This is a genomic window from Arthrobacter sp. AG367 (assembly GCF_007828995.1).
GTDB lineage: Bacteria > Actinomycetota > Actinomycetes > Actinomycetales > Micrococcaceae > Arthrobacter.
The window spans coordinates 756,338-774,054 of the sequence record NZ_VIVE01000001.1 but is presented as its reverse complement, the minus strand read 5'-3'; the positions used below and the strand labels follow the sequence as shown (position 1 = coordinate 774,054).

Genomic DNA, 17,717 nt, shown 5'->3' with positions numbered 1-17,717 from the left:
CTATGGCCGGCCTCCTCCAGCGGGTGAAATCGAAGATGGCCATCTTCGCCCACCGCAAAGCCCGCGGCATGCTCGACGGCGAATACGGTTCGGTGTTCAAGGGCCGCAGCCTGGACTTCGATGACCTGCGCGGCTATGTGCCCGGGGACGAAGTGCGCGACATTGACTGGAAGGCCACCGCGCGCCACGGCTCACCCCTGATCAGGCGCTACGCCGCCGTCCGCCGGCAGACTGTCCTCCTGGTCACCGATACCGGGCGCAACATGGCGGCGGAGGCCCGGTCAGGGGAGGCGAAGAAGGACATTGCCGTGCTCGCCCTGGGGGTCCTTGGCTACCTGGCCCACCGGCACGGGGACCTGGTGGGGCTCGTCTGCGGTGATTCAACGGCCACGCGTTCCCTGCCCGCAAAGGGCGGCGAGGCCCACCTGGAGCGGCTGCTGGGGCACGTGGACTCCCACACGAGCCTCGACGCGGCGCCCAGCCGGATCCAGGAACAGCTCGAGTACACGGCGCGCACCATCAAGGGACGCCACCTGCTGTTCGTCGTCGCGGACGAGATTGCCGCAGACGATGCCATGGCCCAACTCCTCCGCAGGCTGCGCGCCCAGCACGAGATCCTCTGGCTGACCGTCAGGGACGCAGACCTGGCACCATATCCCCTGACCGGTCAGGTTCCAAGCGCGGAGGTGGACTACTGCAGCGTGGCCGATTCCGCCCTGCTGCCATGGCAGCCTGCTGCGTCCGCCGCGGTGAAGGCCGCTTACACCAGGGCCACCGCAGAGCGCGACGCGGCGCGCAGGGCCATGCTCCGGGCCGCGGGGATTACTGAGGGGGAGGTGGCAGGCAGCGGAGACGTCATCACGGGTCTCTTCGCCCTGCTGGAGAGGCACCGGCGTGCAGGCTGATCCCGGATTCTATGGCCCGCTGCAGTACAGCCCCGCCTGGCTGTGGTGCGGCGCAGCGCTCCTGGCACTGGTTTCCGGGTGGTACGCCTACGTGTTTGCCTCCACCCGCAAGGCGGAACGCTCAGCGCGGCGCAGCTCCGCGCCCGGCAGGTCCGCCCTGACCGACCTGCCGGCCCTCAAAGCCGCCTACCTTCAGCGCATCAACGAGGTGGAGGAGGCAGCGGCGGCCGGGCATCTCGAGGCACGCGGAGCGCACCAGCAGCTCAGCCTGCTGCTGCGCGGGTTCGTCCGCGATGCAACCGGAGTGGACGCCACCAGGATGACGCACCACGATTTGGCGCGCCACCCGCTCCCGGCGGCGGCCGACGTCGTCCAAGCTCTGTACCCCGCTGAATTCGGCCCCGGTCCGCTGCAGTCCGTGAGCGTGTCCGCAGCAAAAGCTTCGGCGGCGGTGCGCTCGTGGAGCTGATGTTCTGGTGGCTGCTGCCGGTTGCGGCCGCTGCCGCAGGAGCGGCGGTATGGGCTGCCTTGCGCAGCAACCGGTTGTCCAACGGACGACGGCGGCCGGTTGCCCACGCCGACAGGCTGACCGCGCTGCCCGAATACCAGGCAGCCCTTCGCCGGCACCGGCGGTGGCTGGTCCTGGCCGGTGCCGCCTGCGGCGTGCTGCTGGTTTCCACTGCGGTTGCGGCGGCCCGCCCCCTTGACGTGTCCACCCTCCGTCCGGAGCAGCACAACCGCGACATCATGCTCTGCCTGGACACCTCCGGATCGATGAGCAGTGCCGACGCGGCAGTGGCGGACGTCTTTGCCGGCCTGGCACGGGAGTTCGACGGTGAACGGATCGGCCTGACCATCTTTGACAGCACCGCCATCCAGGTCTTTCCACTGACCGACGACTACCACTACGCCCAGGAGCAGCTCCACCTCGCGAGGGACGCGTTCGACGGCAAGCAGGGCAGCTCCGGATTCTTCGACGGCACATGGAGCGGCAGGGGTTCGTCACTGATAGGCGACGGCCTGGCATCGTGCATCAACAGCTTTCCCGGCTCCGACGCTGCGGGAAGCAACGCTCCCCGGCGCTCGCGGTCGGTGGTGCTGGCCACGGACAACTTGCTCTCCGGTGAACCGATCATGACCCTGGACCAGGCGGCGCGGCTGGCCAAGGACCGATCGGTGCACGTCCACGCGCTGAACCCGGGGGACCTGGACTATGGCAGCGGGACCGGCCAGCCCGGTGCCCAGCTCCGGGCGGCAGTGGAGTCCTCGGGCGGCTCGTATTACGCCCTGGACAGCCCTGCTGCCGTGGCCGGAATAGTCACCGCCGTGGAGAGAACTGAAACGGCGGCCATCCAGGGCGCGCCGCGTGCTGTGTTCTCGGAGGTACCTGGCCTGCCGCTGGCTGCTGGGCTGTTGTCCGCCCTGGCCCTGTGCGCAGTCCTGTGGCGGCTGCAGCCGGGCCCCCGCGGCAGCAGGGGGTGGCTGCGGCGGGGCGCCGTGGTGTTGATGATCATGGCAGCCGCCCTGCGGCCCGGCCTGCCCGGCGGATCGGTCCAGGCTGCCGCCGCCGACCTCAACGTGTTCTTCGTGGTGGACACCACCACCAGCATGGTGGCCGAGGACTACGGCAACGGCAGCCCGCGGCTGGAAGGCGTCCGGAAGGACATCATGGCCATCGCCGGGCAGTTGCCCGGCGCCCGCTTTTCAGTCATCACGTTCGACACCACCGCCCACGTCCGCATGCCCCTCAGCACGGATACGCTGGCACTCGAGACCATCACGGATGTCCTGGAACCCCAGGTGACTGCGTACGCCAAAGGCAGCAGCATCACCGCGGCGAGGCAGGTGCTCGCAGAGCAATTGGCCGCCGCCAGGGACGGCCATCCGGACCGGCCCCGGCTGGTGTATTACCTGGGCGACGGCGAACAGACCAGCGGCAGGGAACCCGGGGCAATGACATTCGACGGCGGCCTGGTGGCCGGGGGAGCGGTGCTGGGCTACGGGACGGCGGCGGGCGGCCGGATGAAGGAGAACAGCGGACAGAAGATCACCGGACAGGAGAACAAAGGACAGGACAACTCAGGGCAGGAGGACGACGGCGGCACGTATGTCCAGGACAACCGCGCCGGCACCAGCGGAGACGCACTGTCGGTCATCGACGAGGGGAGGCTGCGGACCATCGCCGGCCAGCTCGGCGTGCCCTACGTCCACCGCGCCGCCGGCGATCCCGTGGGGGACATGATGCAGCAGGCACGCCCCGGCAGGGTGGAACGTGCGGATGGAGACGGCCCGACGGCGGCCGCAGCCGAGCTGTACTGGATCTTCGCCGCCGGCGCCTTCCTGCTGGCCCTGCCGGAGGCGGTGGGCATCGTCCGGCAGCTGTGCGGGTTGCCCCGCATGCGCCGCAGCGGAGGGGACCGGTGACTGCCAGGGCCCGCAGGAAACGCCTGCTCCTCTGGTCGGCGGTGCCCGTAATGCTGCTGCTGTGCGTCGCCGCCAAACTCCTGAGCCTCAATGTTCTTGCGGACCGTGCCGCGACCGGTTTTGCGGCAGGGAATGCGCCCGCCGTGGATTCCGCAGCAGAGGGCCTTGGCCTGGCCAACCTGGTGGAACCGCACAAGGCGCCGTTCGCTGCCGGTGACGCCGCGGTGCTGGCAGGTGACTATGGGGAGGCGAAGGCCCTGTTCGAACAGGCGCTGGGACTGGTCCCGGACGGAGCCGGCGATGAATGCCTGGTCCTGGTGAACCTTGTCCTGGTGACCGAACGCCTGGGCGACCAGCGGCTCCAGGCCGGGGACCCGTCGTCGGCCGTTCCGCTTTTCAACGAAGCACTGGCAACCGCCGGGCAGGCACCGGAAGGCTGCCTGTCCCCGGACGCGGCAGCAGGAGCGGACAGGAGGTTGGCCGAAGCGCGGGAACGGCTGGAAGGAAAGCTGGGCGCCGCCGGACGGCCGGAGGACCCGGAGGATGCGCCGGGAAAGGAATCCCCGCAGGACGGGTCAGCGGCTGCACAGCAAAGCCAGCTGGACCGGCTCCAGGAGAATTCACGGCAGGCCCAGCGGGAGCGGAACAGCGGGCGCGAACGGGAAGAATACCTGGACAACGGCACTGGCACGGCGCCGGACCGCCCTTGGTAGAACCCCGCCAGGCGAAGAAAATTCTGCCGCCGCAGGAAACAGCCCGTAAAAGTGCGTCTTAATTCGGCCCCGACTTGTCCCGGCCCCGCCCGGCCCCATAGAGTCATAGACAAGTTACCGCGGTAACGTGTCAGCGATCCTCCGTTCCGGAGGGTGTGGGTGCCCCCATGTGGGCCTGACATTTGCTCACGGACTACTTCATTCAAGGCGTAACAGTCGCGGCTGCGTCCTCGTGGAGTCCCTCCGTGTTCCCCAAACTCAAATTCATTGCCGGTTTCCTGTCCTGTTTCGTGGCAGGGAACCCCCAATGGCCCAAAGCCAAGGACGCAAATGTCACCACCAAGCCTGATTGACGCACATCCCAACCTCTCCGACACCGCTCCGGTGGCGCTTTCCTATGAGCTGTTCCCGCCGCGCTCTCCCGCGGCAGCGGAGACGCTCTGGACCACCATCCGCGAGTTGGAAGCCACTGAACCGGACTACGTGTCCGTCACGTACGGCGCCAGCGGATCCAACCGGGACACCGCCGTCGAACTCATCAACCGGCTCCTGCTGGAAACCACGCTGCGGCCGCTGGCCCACCTCACCTGCGTGGGCAACACGCCGCAGGAACTTGCCGCGATCGTCGGCGAACTGCTGGACACCGGGGTTCGGGGCATCCTCGCCCTCCGCGGAGACCTTCCCAAGGACGCCAGCGCCCCGGCCACGGGTTCGCTCCGGTACGCCCAGGACCTGATCGAACTCATCCGCCGTGTGGAGCAGCGCCGGTCGGCCCTGCTGTGCGCAGGAAAGATCGCAGTGGGCGTGGCTGCATATCCAACCCGGCATCCGGAGTCGCCCAGCGAGGAGCACGACGTCGAGGTGCTGCTTGCCAAGCAGCGGTCCGGCGCGGATTTCGCCATCACCCAGGTGTTCTTCGAGACCAGGCAGTACGCCGACCTCCTCACCCGGGCCCGCCGTGCCGGGGTGACCATCCCGATCATCCCGGGCGTCATGCCGCTGACCAGCCTCCGCCGGTTGAACCGGCTGGGCCAGCTGACGGGCGTGGAACCCGCCCCGGAACTGATGGCCCGCCTGGCCGCAGCGGACTCCGACCTCGAACGCCTCCACATTGGTGTCGACGCCACCGTTGACCTGGCCAACGCCGCCCTTGATGCGGGTGCACCCGGCATCCACATCTACACCTTCAACGAGCACCAGAGTGCCTTGGAAGTGCTGGACAAGCTGGCCCTGCCGCGGCGCAGCCGTCCCGGCACCCGCCGCGAATCGATCGCCCGCAGCCAGCTCGCCAGCTGACCGGCGCCCACCTCACCAGCTTTCCTTCACCCACGCAGCGTTCGTACACGCCGCGTTCATCCGTGCTGCGTTCATCCGCGCACGCCCTCGACATCAGGAGTAACCCCATGACTGAACAGAACACCGCCCGCACGCCGTTTCCGGCAGCTTCACTCCTCGGCTACCCGCGGATCGGCCGCCGCCGCGAACTGAAGAAGGCCGTTGAGGCCTACTGGGCCGGCAGGATCGACGCCGGCGCCCTGGACGCCGCCGCCAAGGACATCCAGCTCAGCATCGCCAAACGCCTGCAGGAACTGGGCCTCACCGAAGCCGCAGCGGTCCCGGGCACGTTCTCCTACTACGACCAGGTCCTGGACACCACCGCGCACCTTGGCGCGGTACCGGCCCGGTTCGGCAAGCTCCTCAACGCCGGGGGCCAGCTGGACATCGACGGCTACTTCACGCTGGCCCGCGGCAACAAGGAACAGCAGCCGCTGGAGATGACCAAGTGGTTCGACACCAACTACCACTACCTGGTTCCGGAGATCGGCCCGGAGACCAAGTTCACCCTTGCGTCCACCGCCAAGGTTGACGAGTTCGCCTTCGCGCTGGCCAACGGCATCGAGACCCGCCCCTACATCGTGGGCCCGGTCACCTACCTGCTGCTGTCCAAAGCTTCCGACGACGCCCCCGCCGGCTTCGCGCCGCTGTCCCGCCTCGAAGACATCCTGCCCGTCTACGTGCAGCTGCTCGAAAAGCTCGCCGAAGCAGGCGCCGGCTGGATCCAGCTCGACGAGCCCGCACTCGTGGTTGACCAGGACACCCCGGCCGTCGAAATCGAAGCAGCCGTGGCCCGCGCCTACGAGGTCCTCACCGCTGCGGCCAACCGCCCGCAGATCCTCGTCTCCACCCCATACGGTTCCCTCGACGGACAGCTTGGGACCCTCGCCGCCACCAACATCGACGCCCTGCATATCGATGTCTTCAAGGGCGCCGTCCCCTCCGCAGCGGCACTCGCCGCGCTGGGCAACAAAACCCTGGTTGCCGGCGTCGTGGACGGCCACAACATCTGGCGCAACGACCTCGCCGCTTCGGCTGCCAAGCTGGATGAACTGACGGCAGCTGCCGGCAGGGTCACCGTTTCCACGTCCACCTCCACCCAGCACGTTCCCCATGACGTCGAGGAGGAGACACAGCTCTCCCAGCAGCTCCGCAGCTGGCTGGCGTTCTCGGACCAGAAGGCCGTGGAGGTCAAAACCCTCGCGTCCTACCTGGCCGACCCCGCTTCCGCCAAGGCCGCCATTGACCAGGCAACCGCCGTGATCGCTTCCCGCGCCTCCGCAGAGGGCGTCCGCCGCGCTGACGTCCGGGCCCGCACCGAGGCACTGACCGCAGCCGACTTCACCCGCTCCGACTATGCGGTCCGTGAAGCGGCGCAGGAGGAAGCACTGCACCTGCCGCCCCTGCCCACCACCACCATCGGCTCCTTCCCCCAGACCTCGGACATCAGGTCGGCGCGCGCCCGGAACAACAAGGGTGAGCTCACCGACGACCAGTACGCGCAGCTGATGAAGGACGAAATCAAGCGTGTGGTGGAGCTGCAGGAAGAGCTCGGCTACGACGTCCTGGTGCACGGCGAACCGGAGCGCAACGACATGGTCCAGTACTTCGCCGAGAACCTCGAGGGCTTCGACGTCACCGTCCACGGCTGGGTGCAGTCCTACGGTTCACGCTGTACGCGTCCGTCCATCCTCTGGGGCGACGTCACCCGCAGCGCCCCCATCACCGTTGAGTGGGCCAAGTACGCCCAGTCCCTGACCAGCAAGCCGATGAAGGGCATGCTCACCGGCCCCGTCACCATCCTGGCCTGGTCCTTCGTCCGCGACGACCAGCCCCTCGGCGAGACCGCCAACCAGGTCGGCCTGGCCCTGCGCGACGAAATCGCCGACCTGGAAGCTGCCGGCATCAAGGTCATCCAGGTGGACGAGCCCGCCCTGCGCGAACTGCTCCCACTGCGCAAGGCCGACCAGGCGGATTACTTGAAGTGGTCTGTTGACTCCTTCCGCCTGGCCACCGCCGGCGCCGCCGACTCCACGCAGATCCACACCCACCTCTGCTACTCCGAGTTCGGCGTGATCATCGACGCGATCGACGGGCTGGACGCGGACGTCACCTCCATCGAGGCTGCGCGCTCCAGGATGGAGGTTGTCCACGACCTCGAGTCGCACGGCTTCGGCCGCGGTGTGGGCCCGGGCGTCTACGACATCCACTCGCCGCGTGTTCCGGGCGAGCAGGAAGTCACCGAGCTGCTGGCCACCGCCGTCAAGCACGTTCCGTCCCGCCAGCTGTGGGTCAACCCGGACTGCGGCCTGAAGACCCGGGGCTACGCCGAGACCGAAGAGTCCCTGCGCAACCTGGTCAAGGCCACGCAGACGGTCCGGGCCGGCCTGCTGGAGGCGGCCAAGTAAGACGGGAAACGACGCAACCGCGGCCGGTCACCCCAGGTGGCCGGCCGCCGTCGTCTGCGTCGTCCGCCACCCGCTGACGGCCAGCCACACGGCCGCCACAACAATGGCCACAATGCCCACCAGCGTGGGCAACGAATTGGCTGCCGAAAATCCGGATTCCCCGATGATCCACCCCTGCGCCGCATACGCCAGCCCGGACAGCGCCATGAGGTAGCCAACAATCCGGGAGGCGTGGCGGGCTGCGGCCACAGCAACACCAACCAGTACCAAGGCGGCACCCAGCAGGATGCTCTGGTAGCTGCGCATTCCCCATTCCAGCCAGCGGATGCCTTCAGCTGTGGCAAAACGGGGCGCCTTTTCCGGGTCCGGGGCAGCAGCCCACGCGTCCACCGCCTGTTTCAGGGCCACCCCGTCAACTGCCTGCAGGGCGGCGTAGAGCACAACTGCAGCAGCGGCGGACAGAGCACCAAACCGTGCGGCCCAGGCCAACGGGCGGCGCTGGACGCCGAGCGCGGTGCCCAACGTAACAAGTCCGGCCCCCACCAGCGCCATTCCCACGAACTGGCCCAGGTGCACGGCGGTCCAGATTCCGCTGTTCGCATAGGCGGTGAAGGACGCCACGTGGTCGTTGGCGTCGTGGGACTCAGCATGCAGGATGCCGGCGAGAATCGAAACAAGCACGCCGGCGAGGAGCAGCGACGAAGCCAGCCGCCAGATGCCACGCCTGTCATCAACCACATCCATGGCCGCCCACCCTCCTTGGTGCCCGGGCGCTGTCGACCGGTCGACGGCCTAGGACTCCCAGACGATCTCGTCGTCCACCACGCCGTCCTGGTCGGCGGACGCCACCAGGACCTCGTCCGTGAAGTGCTCGCCCAGGGTGAAATCCAGGACAAAGTAGCGCTCGGGCTGGCCGGGGTAAATGCCCACATGGCCAAGTTTGAGGGCCTTGAGGAAGACCTCGTTGGTGAGCTGGCTGCGGTCCTGGACACCGAACACCTTGTGCAGGTGCTCGTCTTTGAGGGCGTTGCAGTGGAAGTGCAGATACTCCTGCGGACTGGTGCCCTCCTGCTCAAGTTCCTCAGCGATCATCTCGCGGACCTCGTCCACCAGTTCCGGCAGGAAGCGCAGCCGGTACTCGACCTTGCGGAGCGCGGCTTCATCGAAGTTGTCGTGGGCGTTGATGTTCAGGTCGAGTTCCAGCGGGTGGCCACGCAGCTCATGTTTGGCGGCAAAGAGATGATCCATGCCGTGGTTGAGCTCGATCTCCCCAAAGTGCTGGCTCGCTACCTTGTTCATATTCTCAACATAGACCCGAAGGGCAGACCATTCCAGCGTTCTGCCCTAATTCACTGCCGTGCGCATCCCGGCAAGGGTTTCGGCCAGGAGGTCAACGAAAAGCTGCACCCGTGCCGTCTTCCGGTCATTGATCAGCAGCGCAAACACGTTCCGGGCCAGCCGGATCTCCGGGACGTCCAGCACCACAACGCCTGCCGGCTTGTTCCGGAGCGCGAGTTCCGGAACCAAAGCGGCTCCCAGTCCTGCGGCGGCCATCTCCAGGCTGGCATGGAAATCGTCGCTGTGCGCCACCACCCTGGGGTGCAGGTTGCAGCCGGCAAACAGACGCTCGATCACCATGGCGTCACTGGTGCCGGGATGGTGCATGATCCACGGCATCTCCGAGAGGTGGTCGGCCGCGACCTTCGCGTCGGCCCGGAAACCCCAGCCGGCAGGCAGCACCACCCGGAAATCGTCGTCGCCAATCCATTGCCTGTTGATGGTGTTGGGCCAGGCGAAGCCGGTCTGGCCCACCTGGAACACCACGGCCAGGTCCAGGTCGCCGCCGGTACGCAGCCCCTGGATGGTTTGGCCGGGTTCAGCCACGGACACCCGCAGGTCGATCCCAAGTTTCTTCCACGCCGGGTTCTTCAGGATCCGCGGCAGGACATACGTGGCCAGGCTGGGGAAGATCCCCAGCCGCAGTTCCTGGCTTTCCGTGGCCTGGGTCCTGGAGGCGGCGGCCATCAGTGCCTCGATATCCGTGAGCACCTTTGCGGCGTGCCGCGTCATGACGACGGCGGCTTCCGTAGGAATCACGGCGCGCGCCGAACGCTGGAACAGGATGGTGCCCGTTTCCCGCTCCAAAGCCGACATCTGCTGGGACACGGCGGAGGCCGTGTAGCCGAGCGTTGCCGCTGCGGCAGCAAACGATCCCAGCCGCGTGACTTCAAGGAGGGTCTTCAGGTGCACCGGGTTTAACACCAGCCCACAGTACTTCACCCATCCACAGCCGGCACGGCACCGAATAGCCAGTTGTATACGCAGCCCAGCGGCAAATGTTCAGCAGAGGAGCATGAATTGTCACCTAACCCAGCAGGAAGTCCAGGCGGGCGGCGGCGCGTCGCCGTGATCGGCAGCGGCGTGGCCGGATTGACGGCCGCCTACGTGCTGAACAGGCAGGACGACGTCACCCTGTTCGAGGCGGACTCACGGCTGGGAGGCCATGCCCACACCCACGACATGCCGCAGCCCGACGGCAGCGTCATCGGGGTGGACACCGGGTTCATCGTGCACAACGAACGGACCTATCCCACACTGCTGCGGTTGTTCGCCGAACTCGGCGTCGAGACCCAGGACTCCGAGATGAGCATGTCAATCCGCTGCGACGGCTGCGGGCTGGAATACGCGGGGGCACGGGACGGCGCCCGCGGCATCATCGCCAAACCCTCCAGCCTGCTCCGCGGCCGCTACCTGCTGATGCTGCTGGAGGTGACCCGTTTCTACCGGAAGGCGAGGGAGTTGCTCAGGACCGCGCCGCCGTCGGCCGTCAGCGGCGAGGTGCCGGTGCCGGAACTGACACTTGGCGCGTTCCTGGAACGGGAGAAGTTCAGCCCTTACTTCATCTCCCACTTCATGACCCCCGTGGTCAGTGCAGTCTGGTCCTGCGACCCCACCACCGCCCTGGCCTACCCCGCGCGGTACCTCTTCACGTTCCTGGGCCACCACGGCATGCTGGGGATCAAGGGTTCGCCGCAGTGGCGTACCGTCACCGGCGGCTCTGCCCGGTACGTGGAAAAGCTCGCCGCCACGCTTGCCGACGTCCGGCTCAACACGCCCGTCACTGCCATCCGGCGCCTGCCCGACGGCGTGGAGCTCGTAACGGCCAGCGGGCCGGAAGAGTTTGACGCCGTTGTGGTCGCCACCCATCCCGCGCAGGCTCTCCGGTTCCTGTCCGACGCCACACCGGAAGAGAAGGAAGCGCTGGGCGGGATGCCGTATTCGGTGAACCACACCGTGTTCCACCGGGACCCGGCAGTCCTGCCTGCCGCGGACAACGCCAGGGCGTCGTGGAACTACCGGCTCCCGGCGTGCGACGCGCGACCCGACAAGGTTCTGGTGAGCTACGACCTGACCCGGCTGCAGCGGCTGCATCCCGTGGACGGAAAGCCCTACCTGGTGAGCCTGGGGGAGTCGGAACTGATTGCCGGCACCACCGTGCTGGAGCGCATGGTGTACGAACATCCGCAATACACGCCGGAATCCCTCCAGGCCCAGCAGGCCATCGCCGCGCTGAGCAACAACCGGATCGCCTACGCCGGGGCCTACCTTGGCTGGGGCTTCCATGAGGACGGTGCCCTCTCCGGGGTGCGGGCGGCCGAGAAACTGGGCCGCACCTGGCCGGAGGCACGCGCGGATGAACCGGGCAACTCCTCCGGCGAGGGGGAGCGGGAACTGCTGTCCACGGAACGGGCATGACCATGCACGCCTCGATTTTCCGCACGTCCATCTCCCATGTCCGGCGCAGCCCCTTGAAGAATGCGTTCACCTACCGCAGCTACAGCTGGTTCGTGGACCTGGACCACATGCCGCGCCTGCCGTTCCTGCTCCGGCCGCTGGCAGTGTTCCGCGCCGGAGACCACCTGGGCGATCCCGGCGCAAGCATTCGGGCCAACGTGGAGCGCTACCTGCGCACCCAGGGGGTGGAGCCCGACGGCGGACCCATCCACATGCTCACCAGTGCCAGGGTTTTTGGCTACGTCTTCAACCCGCTCACCCTGTTCTGGTGCTACCGCTCCACCGGGGAACTGCAGTGCGTGGTGGCCGAAGTCCACAACACCTACGGGGAGCGGCACTGCTACCTGCTGCGAACCGATCCCTCCGGGCGGGCCTCGGTGCCGAAGGCGTTCTACGTGTCACCCTTCAACGACGTCGACGGCGAGTACCGGATGAAGCTCCCGGCCCCGGGGGACAGGCTTGCCGTATCAATCATCCTGGAGCGGGAGGGGCACCGGCCCTTCGTGGCCACCATGGACGGACGGCGCCGCCCCGCCACCGTTTCGAACATCCTGGCGGCGGCTTTCGCAGTGCCTGCCGCGCCGCTGCTGGTATCCGCCCTGATCCGGATACAGGGCATTAAACTCTGGGCAAGACACCTGCCCGTCGTTGCCAGACCACCCCACACTTCACAGGAGGCAGTTCAATGACCATGACGGACGATAACGGCACCACCGCAGGCCGTGTCGAAGGCAAGGCCGGCGGACCATCCGCCGGACACGTGCCCGCAGCCTGGGGCGCAACCGGGGTGCCGGCGTCGCCCGCCATCATCAATCCCGACCTGTGGCCAGGTGTTGCCCAACCGCCGTCGGGCATGAAAGCCGGACTGGCCGGCAGGACAGCCGGCCTGCTGTTCAGGGGTGCAGTCAAGCGGCTGCCGCTCCGCGTCGAATATCCGGACGGGTCCGTGCTCGGAACCGGCGGGCCGGAGGCCCCCGTGATGACCATGCTGCGGCCCGAGGCGTTCGAGGCACGGATCGGAGACAACGGCCTGATCGGTCTGGGCGAATCCTTCATGGCCGGCGACTGGGAAGCCTCGGACCTCGCCGCGCTGCTCGAAGTCTTCGCGGCCTCCGTGGACACGCTGATCCCCATGCCGCTGCAGAAGCTGCGCTCGCTGTACCTGCCCCGGACACCCCGCCAGGAACGCAACGCCGAACAAAACACCCGCAGCAACATCTCCCGGCACTACGACCTGTCCAACGACCTGTTCTTCAACTTTCTGGATTCCACCATGAGCTACTCCTCGGCATTGTTCCCGGAGAAGGCGGGTCCGCTGTCCACCGTTGCATGGGAGTTCCTGGCCGAGGCCCAGCGGGCCAAGATCGACCGGCTGCTGGACAAGGCCGGCGTGGGCGAGGGGACGCGGCTGCTGGAAATCGGCACCGGCTGGGGCGAGCTTGCCCTGCGTGCCGCCGCCCGCGGCGCCACGGTCTACAGCGTCACGCTGTCCAGCGAGCAGCAGGCGCTGGCACAGGAACGCATTGAGGATGCCGGATTCGCGGACCGCGTGACCGTTGCCCTGCAGGACTACCGGGCGGTGGAAGGCGAGTACGACGCCGTGGTCTCGGTGGAAATGATCGAGGCCGTGGGGTACGAGTACTGGCCCATTTACTTCCAGACCATCGACCGCGTGCTGGCACCCGGCGGAAAGGTGGCCATCCAGGCCATCACCATGCCGCACGGCCGCATGCTGGCCACCCGCAACGCCTACACCTGGGTGCACAAGTACATCTTCCCCGGCGGGTTCCTGCCGTCCGTCCGTGCCATCGAGAGCGTGACCCAGCAGCACACCACCCTTCGGGTAAGGGAGCGCATGGGGATGGGTGACCACTATGCCGCCACCTTGCGGCTGTGGGAGGAACGGTTCCTTTCCCGGTCCCGGGAAGTGGGGGAGCTCGGCTTCGATGCAGTGTTCCAGCGGATGTGGCTGTTCTACCTCTGCTACTCGCGCGCCGGTTTCCAGTCCGGTTACCTGGATGTCCAGCAGATCGTGCTGGACCGCCGGGAGGCGCAGCTATAGCATTCGGCAGAAGCAAGGGGAATCGGGGGTTCAGGCATGAAACTGAAGACAGTGGCATGGACGACGGCGGCGACGGCCGCCACAGCCGCCGCTGGCGGAGTGGCCACGGATCCGCAGGGCAGCTGGTACCTGCGGCTGCGCAAGCCGGACTGGCAGCCGCCGGCCATCGCCTTCCCGCTGGTGTGGACGGCCCTGTATGCAGACCTCGCGGTGACGTCCGCCGTCGCACTGGACCGGGCTGCTGAAATGGACCGGGCTGCTGAACTGGACCGGGCTGCTGAACTGGACCGGGCTGCTGAACTGGACCGGGCTGCTGAACTGGACCGGGCTGCTGCCACCCCGGCCGGCACATCCGACCCGGGTGGCAAGGGCTCCCGCCGGGAGCTCCGCGCCTACCGGAGTGCATTGGCTGCCAACCTGGTCCTCAATGCATCGTGGAGCTGGTTCTTCTGGCGCTCACGCAGGCCCTGGCTTGCGGCGGCCGAGGCCGCCCTGCTCGCCGCCAGCAGCGCCGATCTGGTGCGCCGCACCTATCGGCCGAACCGTGCGGCCGGGGTATCGCTGGCTCCCTACGCGGCGTGGTGCGGCTTCGCCACGGCGTTGTCCACCGCCATCGCCAACCTCAACTCCGCCAAGCGGTAGGAAACCCCGGGCAAGCTGGACACACCTTCGCCGCAGGGAGCGGAACCCGGGTCCGTGACCACTACATGTAGTGGTCACGGACCCTTTTCATGCGGAAGGAAACAGGGCGCGACACGCCGCAGCCGTGCGACACGCGGTCCTTTAAATGTGGCTAAGTACTCCACAGGGTGTGGACCCAGCCCGCAAAAAACCCGCGATTCCGGGCATTTTTCCCGCCCCTGCCTGTGGATTAACGGTGCATTAAATGACATACTTGTAATACATCATCTTGGGGTTCCAAAGAGGCGTCTGCACTACATGTAGTATCTACATACAGCTGGACGGGGACACCGGGCCGGCAAGATTTCAACTAAGGGGACAGGGACAAATGACCGTAACGGTTTACACGAAGCCTGCTTGTGTTCAGTGCAACGCCACCTACCGCGCGCTCGACAAGAAGGGCATCACCTACCAGAGCGTTGACATCTCCCAGGACGCCGAGGCACTCGAGCGCCTAAAGGCACTTGGCTACATGCAGGCTCCCGTTGTAGTCACCGACCAGGACCACTGGTCCGGCTTCCGCCCCGACAAGATCGAGGAACTGGCGCTTTCCGCCGTTTCCTCCGTGGCCTAGGAGTTCTGCTTTTCCTGCCGGCAACCATCAATCAGCTGAGGTGACTCACGTGGCAGCACCAGCAGCACAGCATGACCACGAGGCCTTACCAATTCACCAGGTTGTTTCGATCCACGCGGCTCAGCGCGTGGAGGTGTCCCCGCCGGCCGGGCCGCAGGACCAGGTTGAACCGGTCCGCACCGGCAGCCAGCTCATCTACTTTTCCTCCGCATCCGAGAACACCAGCCGCTTCGTCGCGAAGCTTGGCCGTGAGGTTGCCCGGATCCCGCTCTATCCAAAGGACGCACCCCTCCTCGCTACCCGGCCATTCGTGCTGGTGGTGCCCACCTACGGTGGCACCGGGGGAGAGGGGTCCGTTCCCAAGCAGGTCATCCGGTTCCTCAACAACCCGCAGAACAGGAAACTGCTCCGCGGCGTGATTGGCGCCGGAAACACAAACTTCGGGGACAACTACTGCATGGCCGGGGACATCATCGCCGCCAAATGCCACGTACCCCACCTCTATCGATTCGAACTTATGGGAACGCCGGAAGACGTTACCCGGGTCAACCAAGGATTGGACACGTTTTGGACACGACTGTCGCAGACACAGAAGTAACCAGGTCCCGGAAGCCTGAGATGCCCGCCGCGTATAAGGGGCTGGGCTATCACGAGCTGAACGCCATGTTGAACCTCTATGGTCCCAACGGCGAAATCCAGTTCGGCGCCGACCGCGAGGCCGCGCACCAGTACTTCCTGCAGCACGTGAACAACAACACGGTGTTCTTCCATGACCTGGAGGAGAAGCTCGACTACCTGGTGAAGAACCAGTACTACGAGCGCGAGACGCTGGACCAGTACACGATGAACTTCATCCGTGAGCTGTTCAACCGCGCCTACAAGAAGAAGTTCCGCTTCGAGACCTTCCTGGGTGCCTTCAAGTTCTACACCTCCTACACGCTGATGACGTTCGACGGCAAGCGCTTCCTGGAGCGCTACGAGGACCGCGTCTGCATGGTGGCACTGCACCTGGCGCGCGGCAACGAGCAGCTGGCCCTGCAGATGGTGGATGAAATCATCGAAGGCCGTTTCCAGCCGGCCACCCCCACGTTCCTGAACGCGGGCAAGAAGCAGCGCGGCGAGCTGGTCTCCTGCTTCCTTCTCCGCATCGAAGACAACATGGAGTCGATCGGACGCTCCATCAACTCCGCCCTGCAGCTGTCCAAGCGCGGCGGCGGAGTGGCCTTCGCGCTGACCAACATCCGCGAGGTGGGCGCGCCCATCAAGCAGATCGAGAACCAGTCCTCCGGCGTCATTCCCGTGATGAAGCTCCTCGAAGACAGCTTCTCCTACGCCAACCAGCTCGGTGCCCGACAGGGTGCCGGCGCCGTGTACCTGCACGCGCACCACCCGGACATCTACCGGTTCCTGGACACCAAGCGCGAGAACGCGGACGAGAAAATCCGCATCAAGACCCTCTCCCTGGGCGTCGTCATTCCGGACATTACGTTCGAACTGGCCAAGAAGGACGAGGACATGTACCTGTTCTCGCCCTATGACGTCGAACGCGTCTATGGCATGCCGTTCTCGGACGTTTCGGTCACCGAGAAGTACTACGAGATGGTTGACGATTCCCGGATCAAGAAGACCAAGATCAAGGCACGCGAGTTCTTCCAGACCCTCGCCGAGATCCAGTTCGAATCCGGCTACCCGTACATCATGTTCGAGGACACCGTGAACCGGGCCAACCCGATCGACGGCAAGATCATCATGTCCAACCTGTGCTCGGAGATCCTCCAGGTTTCCCAGCCCACCACGTACAACGATGACCTGTCCTACGCCGACACCGGCAAGGACATCTCCTGCAACCTTGGTTCACTGAACATCGCCAAGACCATGGACTCGCCGGACTTCGGCCTGACCATCGAGACGGCCATCCGTTCCCTCTCGGCTGTCTCGGACATGTCCAACATCACCTCGGTGCCGTCCATCGCCAAGGGCAACGACCAGAGCCACGCGATTGGCCTGGGCCAGATGAACCTGCACGGCTACCTCGCGCGGGAGCGGGTCCACTACGGCTCTGAAGAGGGCCTGGACTTCACCAACATCTACTTCTACTCGGTGGTGTACCACGCCGTCCGCGCCTCCAACCTGCTGGCCATCGAAACCGGCCAGACGTTTGGCGGCTTCGAGAAGTCCAAGTACGCGTCGGGGGAGTTCTTCGACAAGTACACGGAGCAGGAATGGGTTCCGCAGACCGAGAAGGTCCGCGAGCTCTTCAAGAACGTGCACATCCCCACGCAGGAAGACTGGCGCGCGCTGAAGGCTTCGGTCATGGAGCACGGCATCTACAACCAGAACCTGCAGGCCGTGCCGCCGACGGGCTCGATCTCCTACATCAACAACTCCACCTCCTCGATCCACCCGGTGGCGTCCAAGATTGAGATCCGCAAGGAAGGCAAGCTGGGCCGCGTGTACTACCCGGCGCCGTACCTCACCAACGACAACCTGGAGTACTACCAGGATGCGTACGAGATCGGCTACGAGAAGGTCATCGACACCTACGCCGCCGCCACCCAGCACGTGGACCAGGGCCTGTCCCTGACGCTGTTCTTCAAGGACACCGCCACCACGCGCGACATCAACAAGGCCCAGATCTACGCCTGGAAGAAGGGCATCAAGACCATCTACTACATCCGTCTCCGCCAGCTCGCGCTGGAAGGGACCGAAGTTGAGGGCTGCGTCAGCTGCATGCTGTAGCTTCAACCAACGCGACAGTACGACGGCGGGCGCCCGCCCCCCGTCGTACGCTTTAACTTAGAGAAAACCCACCCAACGCAT

Annotated in this window: 16 protein-coding genes; 13 read left to right on the top strand and 3 right to left on the bottom strand. The window is 66.1% G+C overall.

The genetic code is table 11. The features are described 5' to 3' along the window. Nucleotides 1–2: 2 nt before the first annotated feature. The 6 genes from FB478_RS03550 to metE all read left to right on the top strand — a co-directional run bounded on the left by FB478_RS03550 (nucleotide 3) and on the right by metE (nucleotide 7,785). Nucleotides 3–905, top strand: coding sequence for a DUF58 domain-containing protein (locus FB478_RS03550; protein WP_018769444.1), 903 nt, complete (start codon nucleotides 3–5; stop codon nucleotides 903–905). Next, nucleotides 895–1,374 carry a hypothetical protein gene (locus FB478_RS03545; RefSeq protein WP_056390638.1) on the top strand — a complete coding sequence of 160 codons (480 nt, stop codon included), beginning with the start codon at nucleotides 895–897 and terminating at the stop codon, nucleotides 1,372–1,374. Before FB478_RS03550 ends, FB478_RS03545 begins: the two co-directional genes overlap by 11 nt. Then, nucleotides 1,374–3,329: a VWA domain-containing protein gene (locus FB478_RS03540; RefSeq protein ID WP_144600043.1), complete on the top strand. Its 1,956-nt coding sequence runs from the start codon at nucleotides 1,374–1,376 to the stop codon at nucleotides 3,327–3,329. Before FB478_RS03545 ends, FB478_RS03540 begins: the two co-directional genes overlap by 1 nt. Further along, complete coding sequence (locus tag FB478_RS03535) at nucleotides 3,326–4,042, top strand: hypothetical protein (RefSeq protein ID WP_315898337.1); 717 nt, start codon at nucleotides 3,326–3,328, stop codon at nucleotides 4,040–4,042. The genes FB478_RS03540 and FB478_RS03535 overlap by 4 nt, the downstream gene beginning before the upstream one ends. A gap of 330 nt (nucleotides 4,043–4,372) precedes the next feature. Next, nucleotides 4,373–5,338 (top strand): methylenetetrahydrofolate reductase, encoded by a 966-nt coding sequence (locus FB478_RS03530; protein ID WP_018769440.1) that lies wholly within the window; start codon nucleotides 4,373–4,375, stop codon nucleotides 5,336–5,338. Between the two features lie 107 nt (nucleotides 5,339–5,445). Further along, the gene (gene metE, locus FB478_RS03525) at nucleotides 5,446–7,785 is read left to right on the top strand and encodes a 5-methyltetrahydropteroyltriglutamate--homocysteine S-methyltransferase (RefSeq protein WP_144599801.1); all 2,340 of its coding nucleotides are present in this window, start codon (nucleotides 5,446–5,448) and stop codon (nucleotides 7,783–7,785) included. 27 nt (nucleotides 7,786–7,812) lie between these two features. Here metE and FB478_RS03520 read toward each other — a convergent pair whose 3' ends face one another. From FB478_RS03520 to FB478_RS03510, 3 genes are read right to left on the bottom strand one after another with little or no spacing between them, the layout of a single operon-like run. Beyond that, entirely contained in the window at nucleotides 7,813–8,529 is a 717-nt protein-coding gene (locus FB478_RS03520) for a hypothetical protein (RefSeq protein WP_018769438.1), read from the bottom strand. 48 nt (nucleotides 8,530–8,577) lie between these two features. Then, the gene (locus FB478_RS03515) at nucleotides 8,578–9,084 is read right to left on the bottom strand and encodes a DUF2004 domain-containing protein (protein WP_018769437.1); all 507 of its coding nucleotides are present in this window, start codon (nucleotides 9,082–9,084) and stop codon (nucleotides 8,578–8,580) included. Between the two features lie 45 nt (nucleotides 9,085–9,129). Further along, the gene (locus tag FB478_RS03510; protein WP_026265795.1) at nucleotides 9,130–10,047 is read right to left on the bottom strand and encodes a LysR family transcriptional regulator; all 918 of its coding nucleotides are present in this window, start codon (nucleotides 10,045–10,047) and stop codon (nucleotides 9,130–9,132) included. A 96-nt stretch (nucleotides 10,048–10,143) separates the two neighbouring features. Between FB478_RS03510 and FB478_RS03505 the strand changes: the two genes are divergently transcribed. The 7 genes from FB478_RS03505 to nrdE all read left to right on the top strand — a co-directional run bounded on the left by FB478_RS03505 (nucleotide 10,144) and on the right by nrdE (nucleotide 17,636). After that, nucleotides 10,144–11,541, top strand: coding sequence for an NAD(P)/FAD-dependent oxidoreductase (locus FB478_RS03505; RefSeq protein ID WP_144599800.1), 1,398 nt, complete (start codon nucleotides 10,144–10,146; stop codon nucleotides 11,539–11,541). Further along, nucleotides 11,538–12,269: a DUF1365 domain-containing protein gene (locus FB478_RS03500; RefSeq protein ID WP_144599799.1), complete on the top strand. Its 732-nt coding sequence runs from the start codon at nucleotides 11,538–11,540 to the stop codon at nucleotides 12,267–12,269. Before FB478_RS03505 ends, FB478_RS03500 begins: the two co-directional genes overlap by 4 nt. After that, nucleotides 12,266–13,642, top strand: coding sequence for a class I SAM-dependent methyltransferase (locus FB478_RS03495; RefSeq protein ID WP_186447720.1), 1,377 nt, complete (start codon nucleotides 12,266–12,268; stop codon nucleotides 13,640–13,642). The genes FB478_RS03500 and FB478_RS03495 overlap by 4 nt, the downstream gene beginning before the upstream one ends. A 36-nt stretch (nucleotides 13,643–13,678) precedes the next feature. Continuing rightward, nucleotides 13,679–14,284, top strand: a complete 606-nt coding sequence (locus tag FB478_RS03490; protein WP_144599798.1) for a TspO/MBR family protein — start codon at nucleotides 13,679–13,681, stop codon at nucleotides 14,282–14,284. Between the two features lie 367 nt (nucleotides 14,285–14,651). Next, a complete protein-coding gene (nrdH, locus tag FB478_RS03485) occupies nucleotides 14,652–14,897 on the top strand; it encodes a glutaredoxin-like protein NrdH (RefSeq protein WP_013601222.1) in 246 nt (81 codons plus the stop codon). A 127-nt stretch (nucleotides 14,898–15,024) separates the two neighbouring features. Continuing rightward, entirely contained in the window at nucleotides 15,025–15,495 is a 471-nt protein-coding gene (gene nrdI, locus FB478_RS03480; protein WP_144600040.1) for a class Ib ribonucleoside-diphosphate reductase assembly flavoprotein NrdI, read from the top strand. 20 nt (nucleotides 15,496–15,515) lie between these two features. After that, nucleotides 15,516–17,636, top strand: coding sequence for a class 1b ribonucleoside-diphosphate reductase subunit alpha (nrdE, locus tag FB478_RS03475; RefSeq protein WP_144599797.1), 2,121 nt, complete (start codon nucleotides 15,516–15,518; stop codon nucleotides 17,634–17,636). Nucleotides 17,637–17,717: the final 81 nt, after the last annotated feature.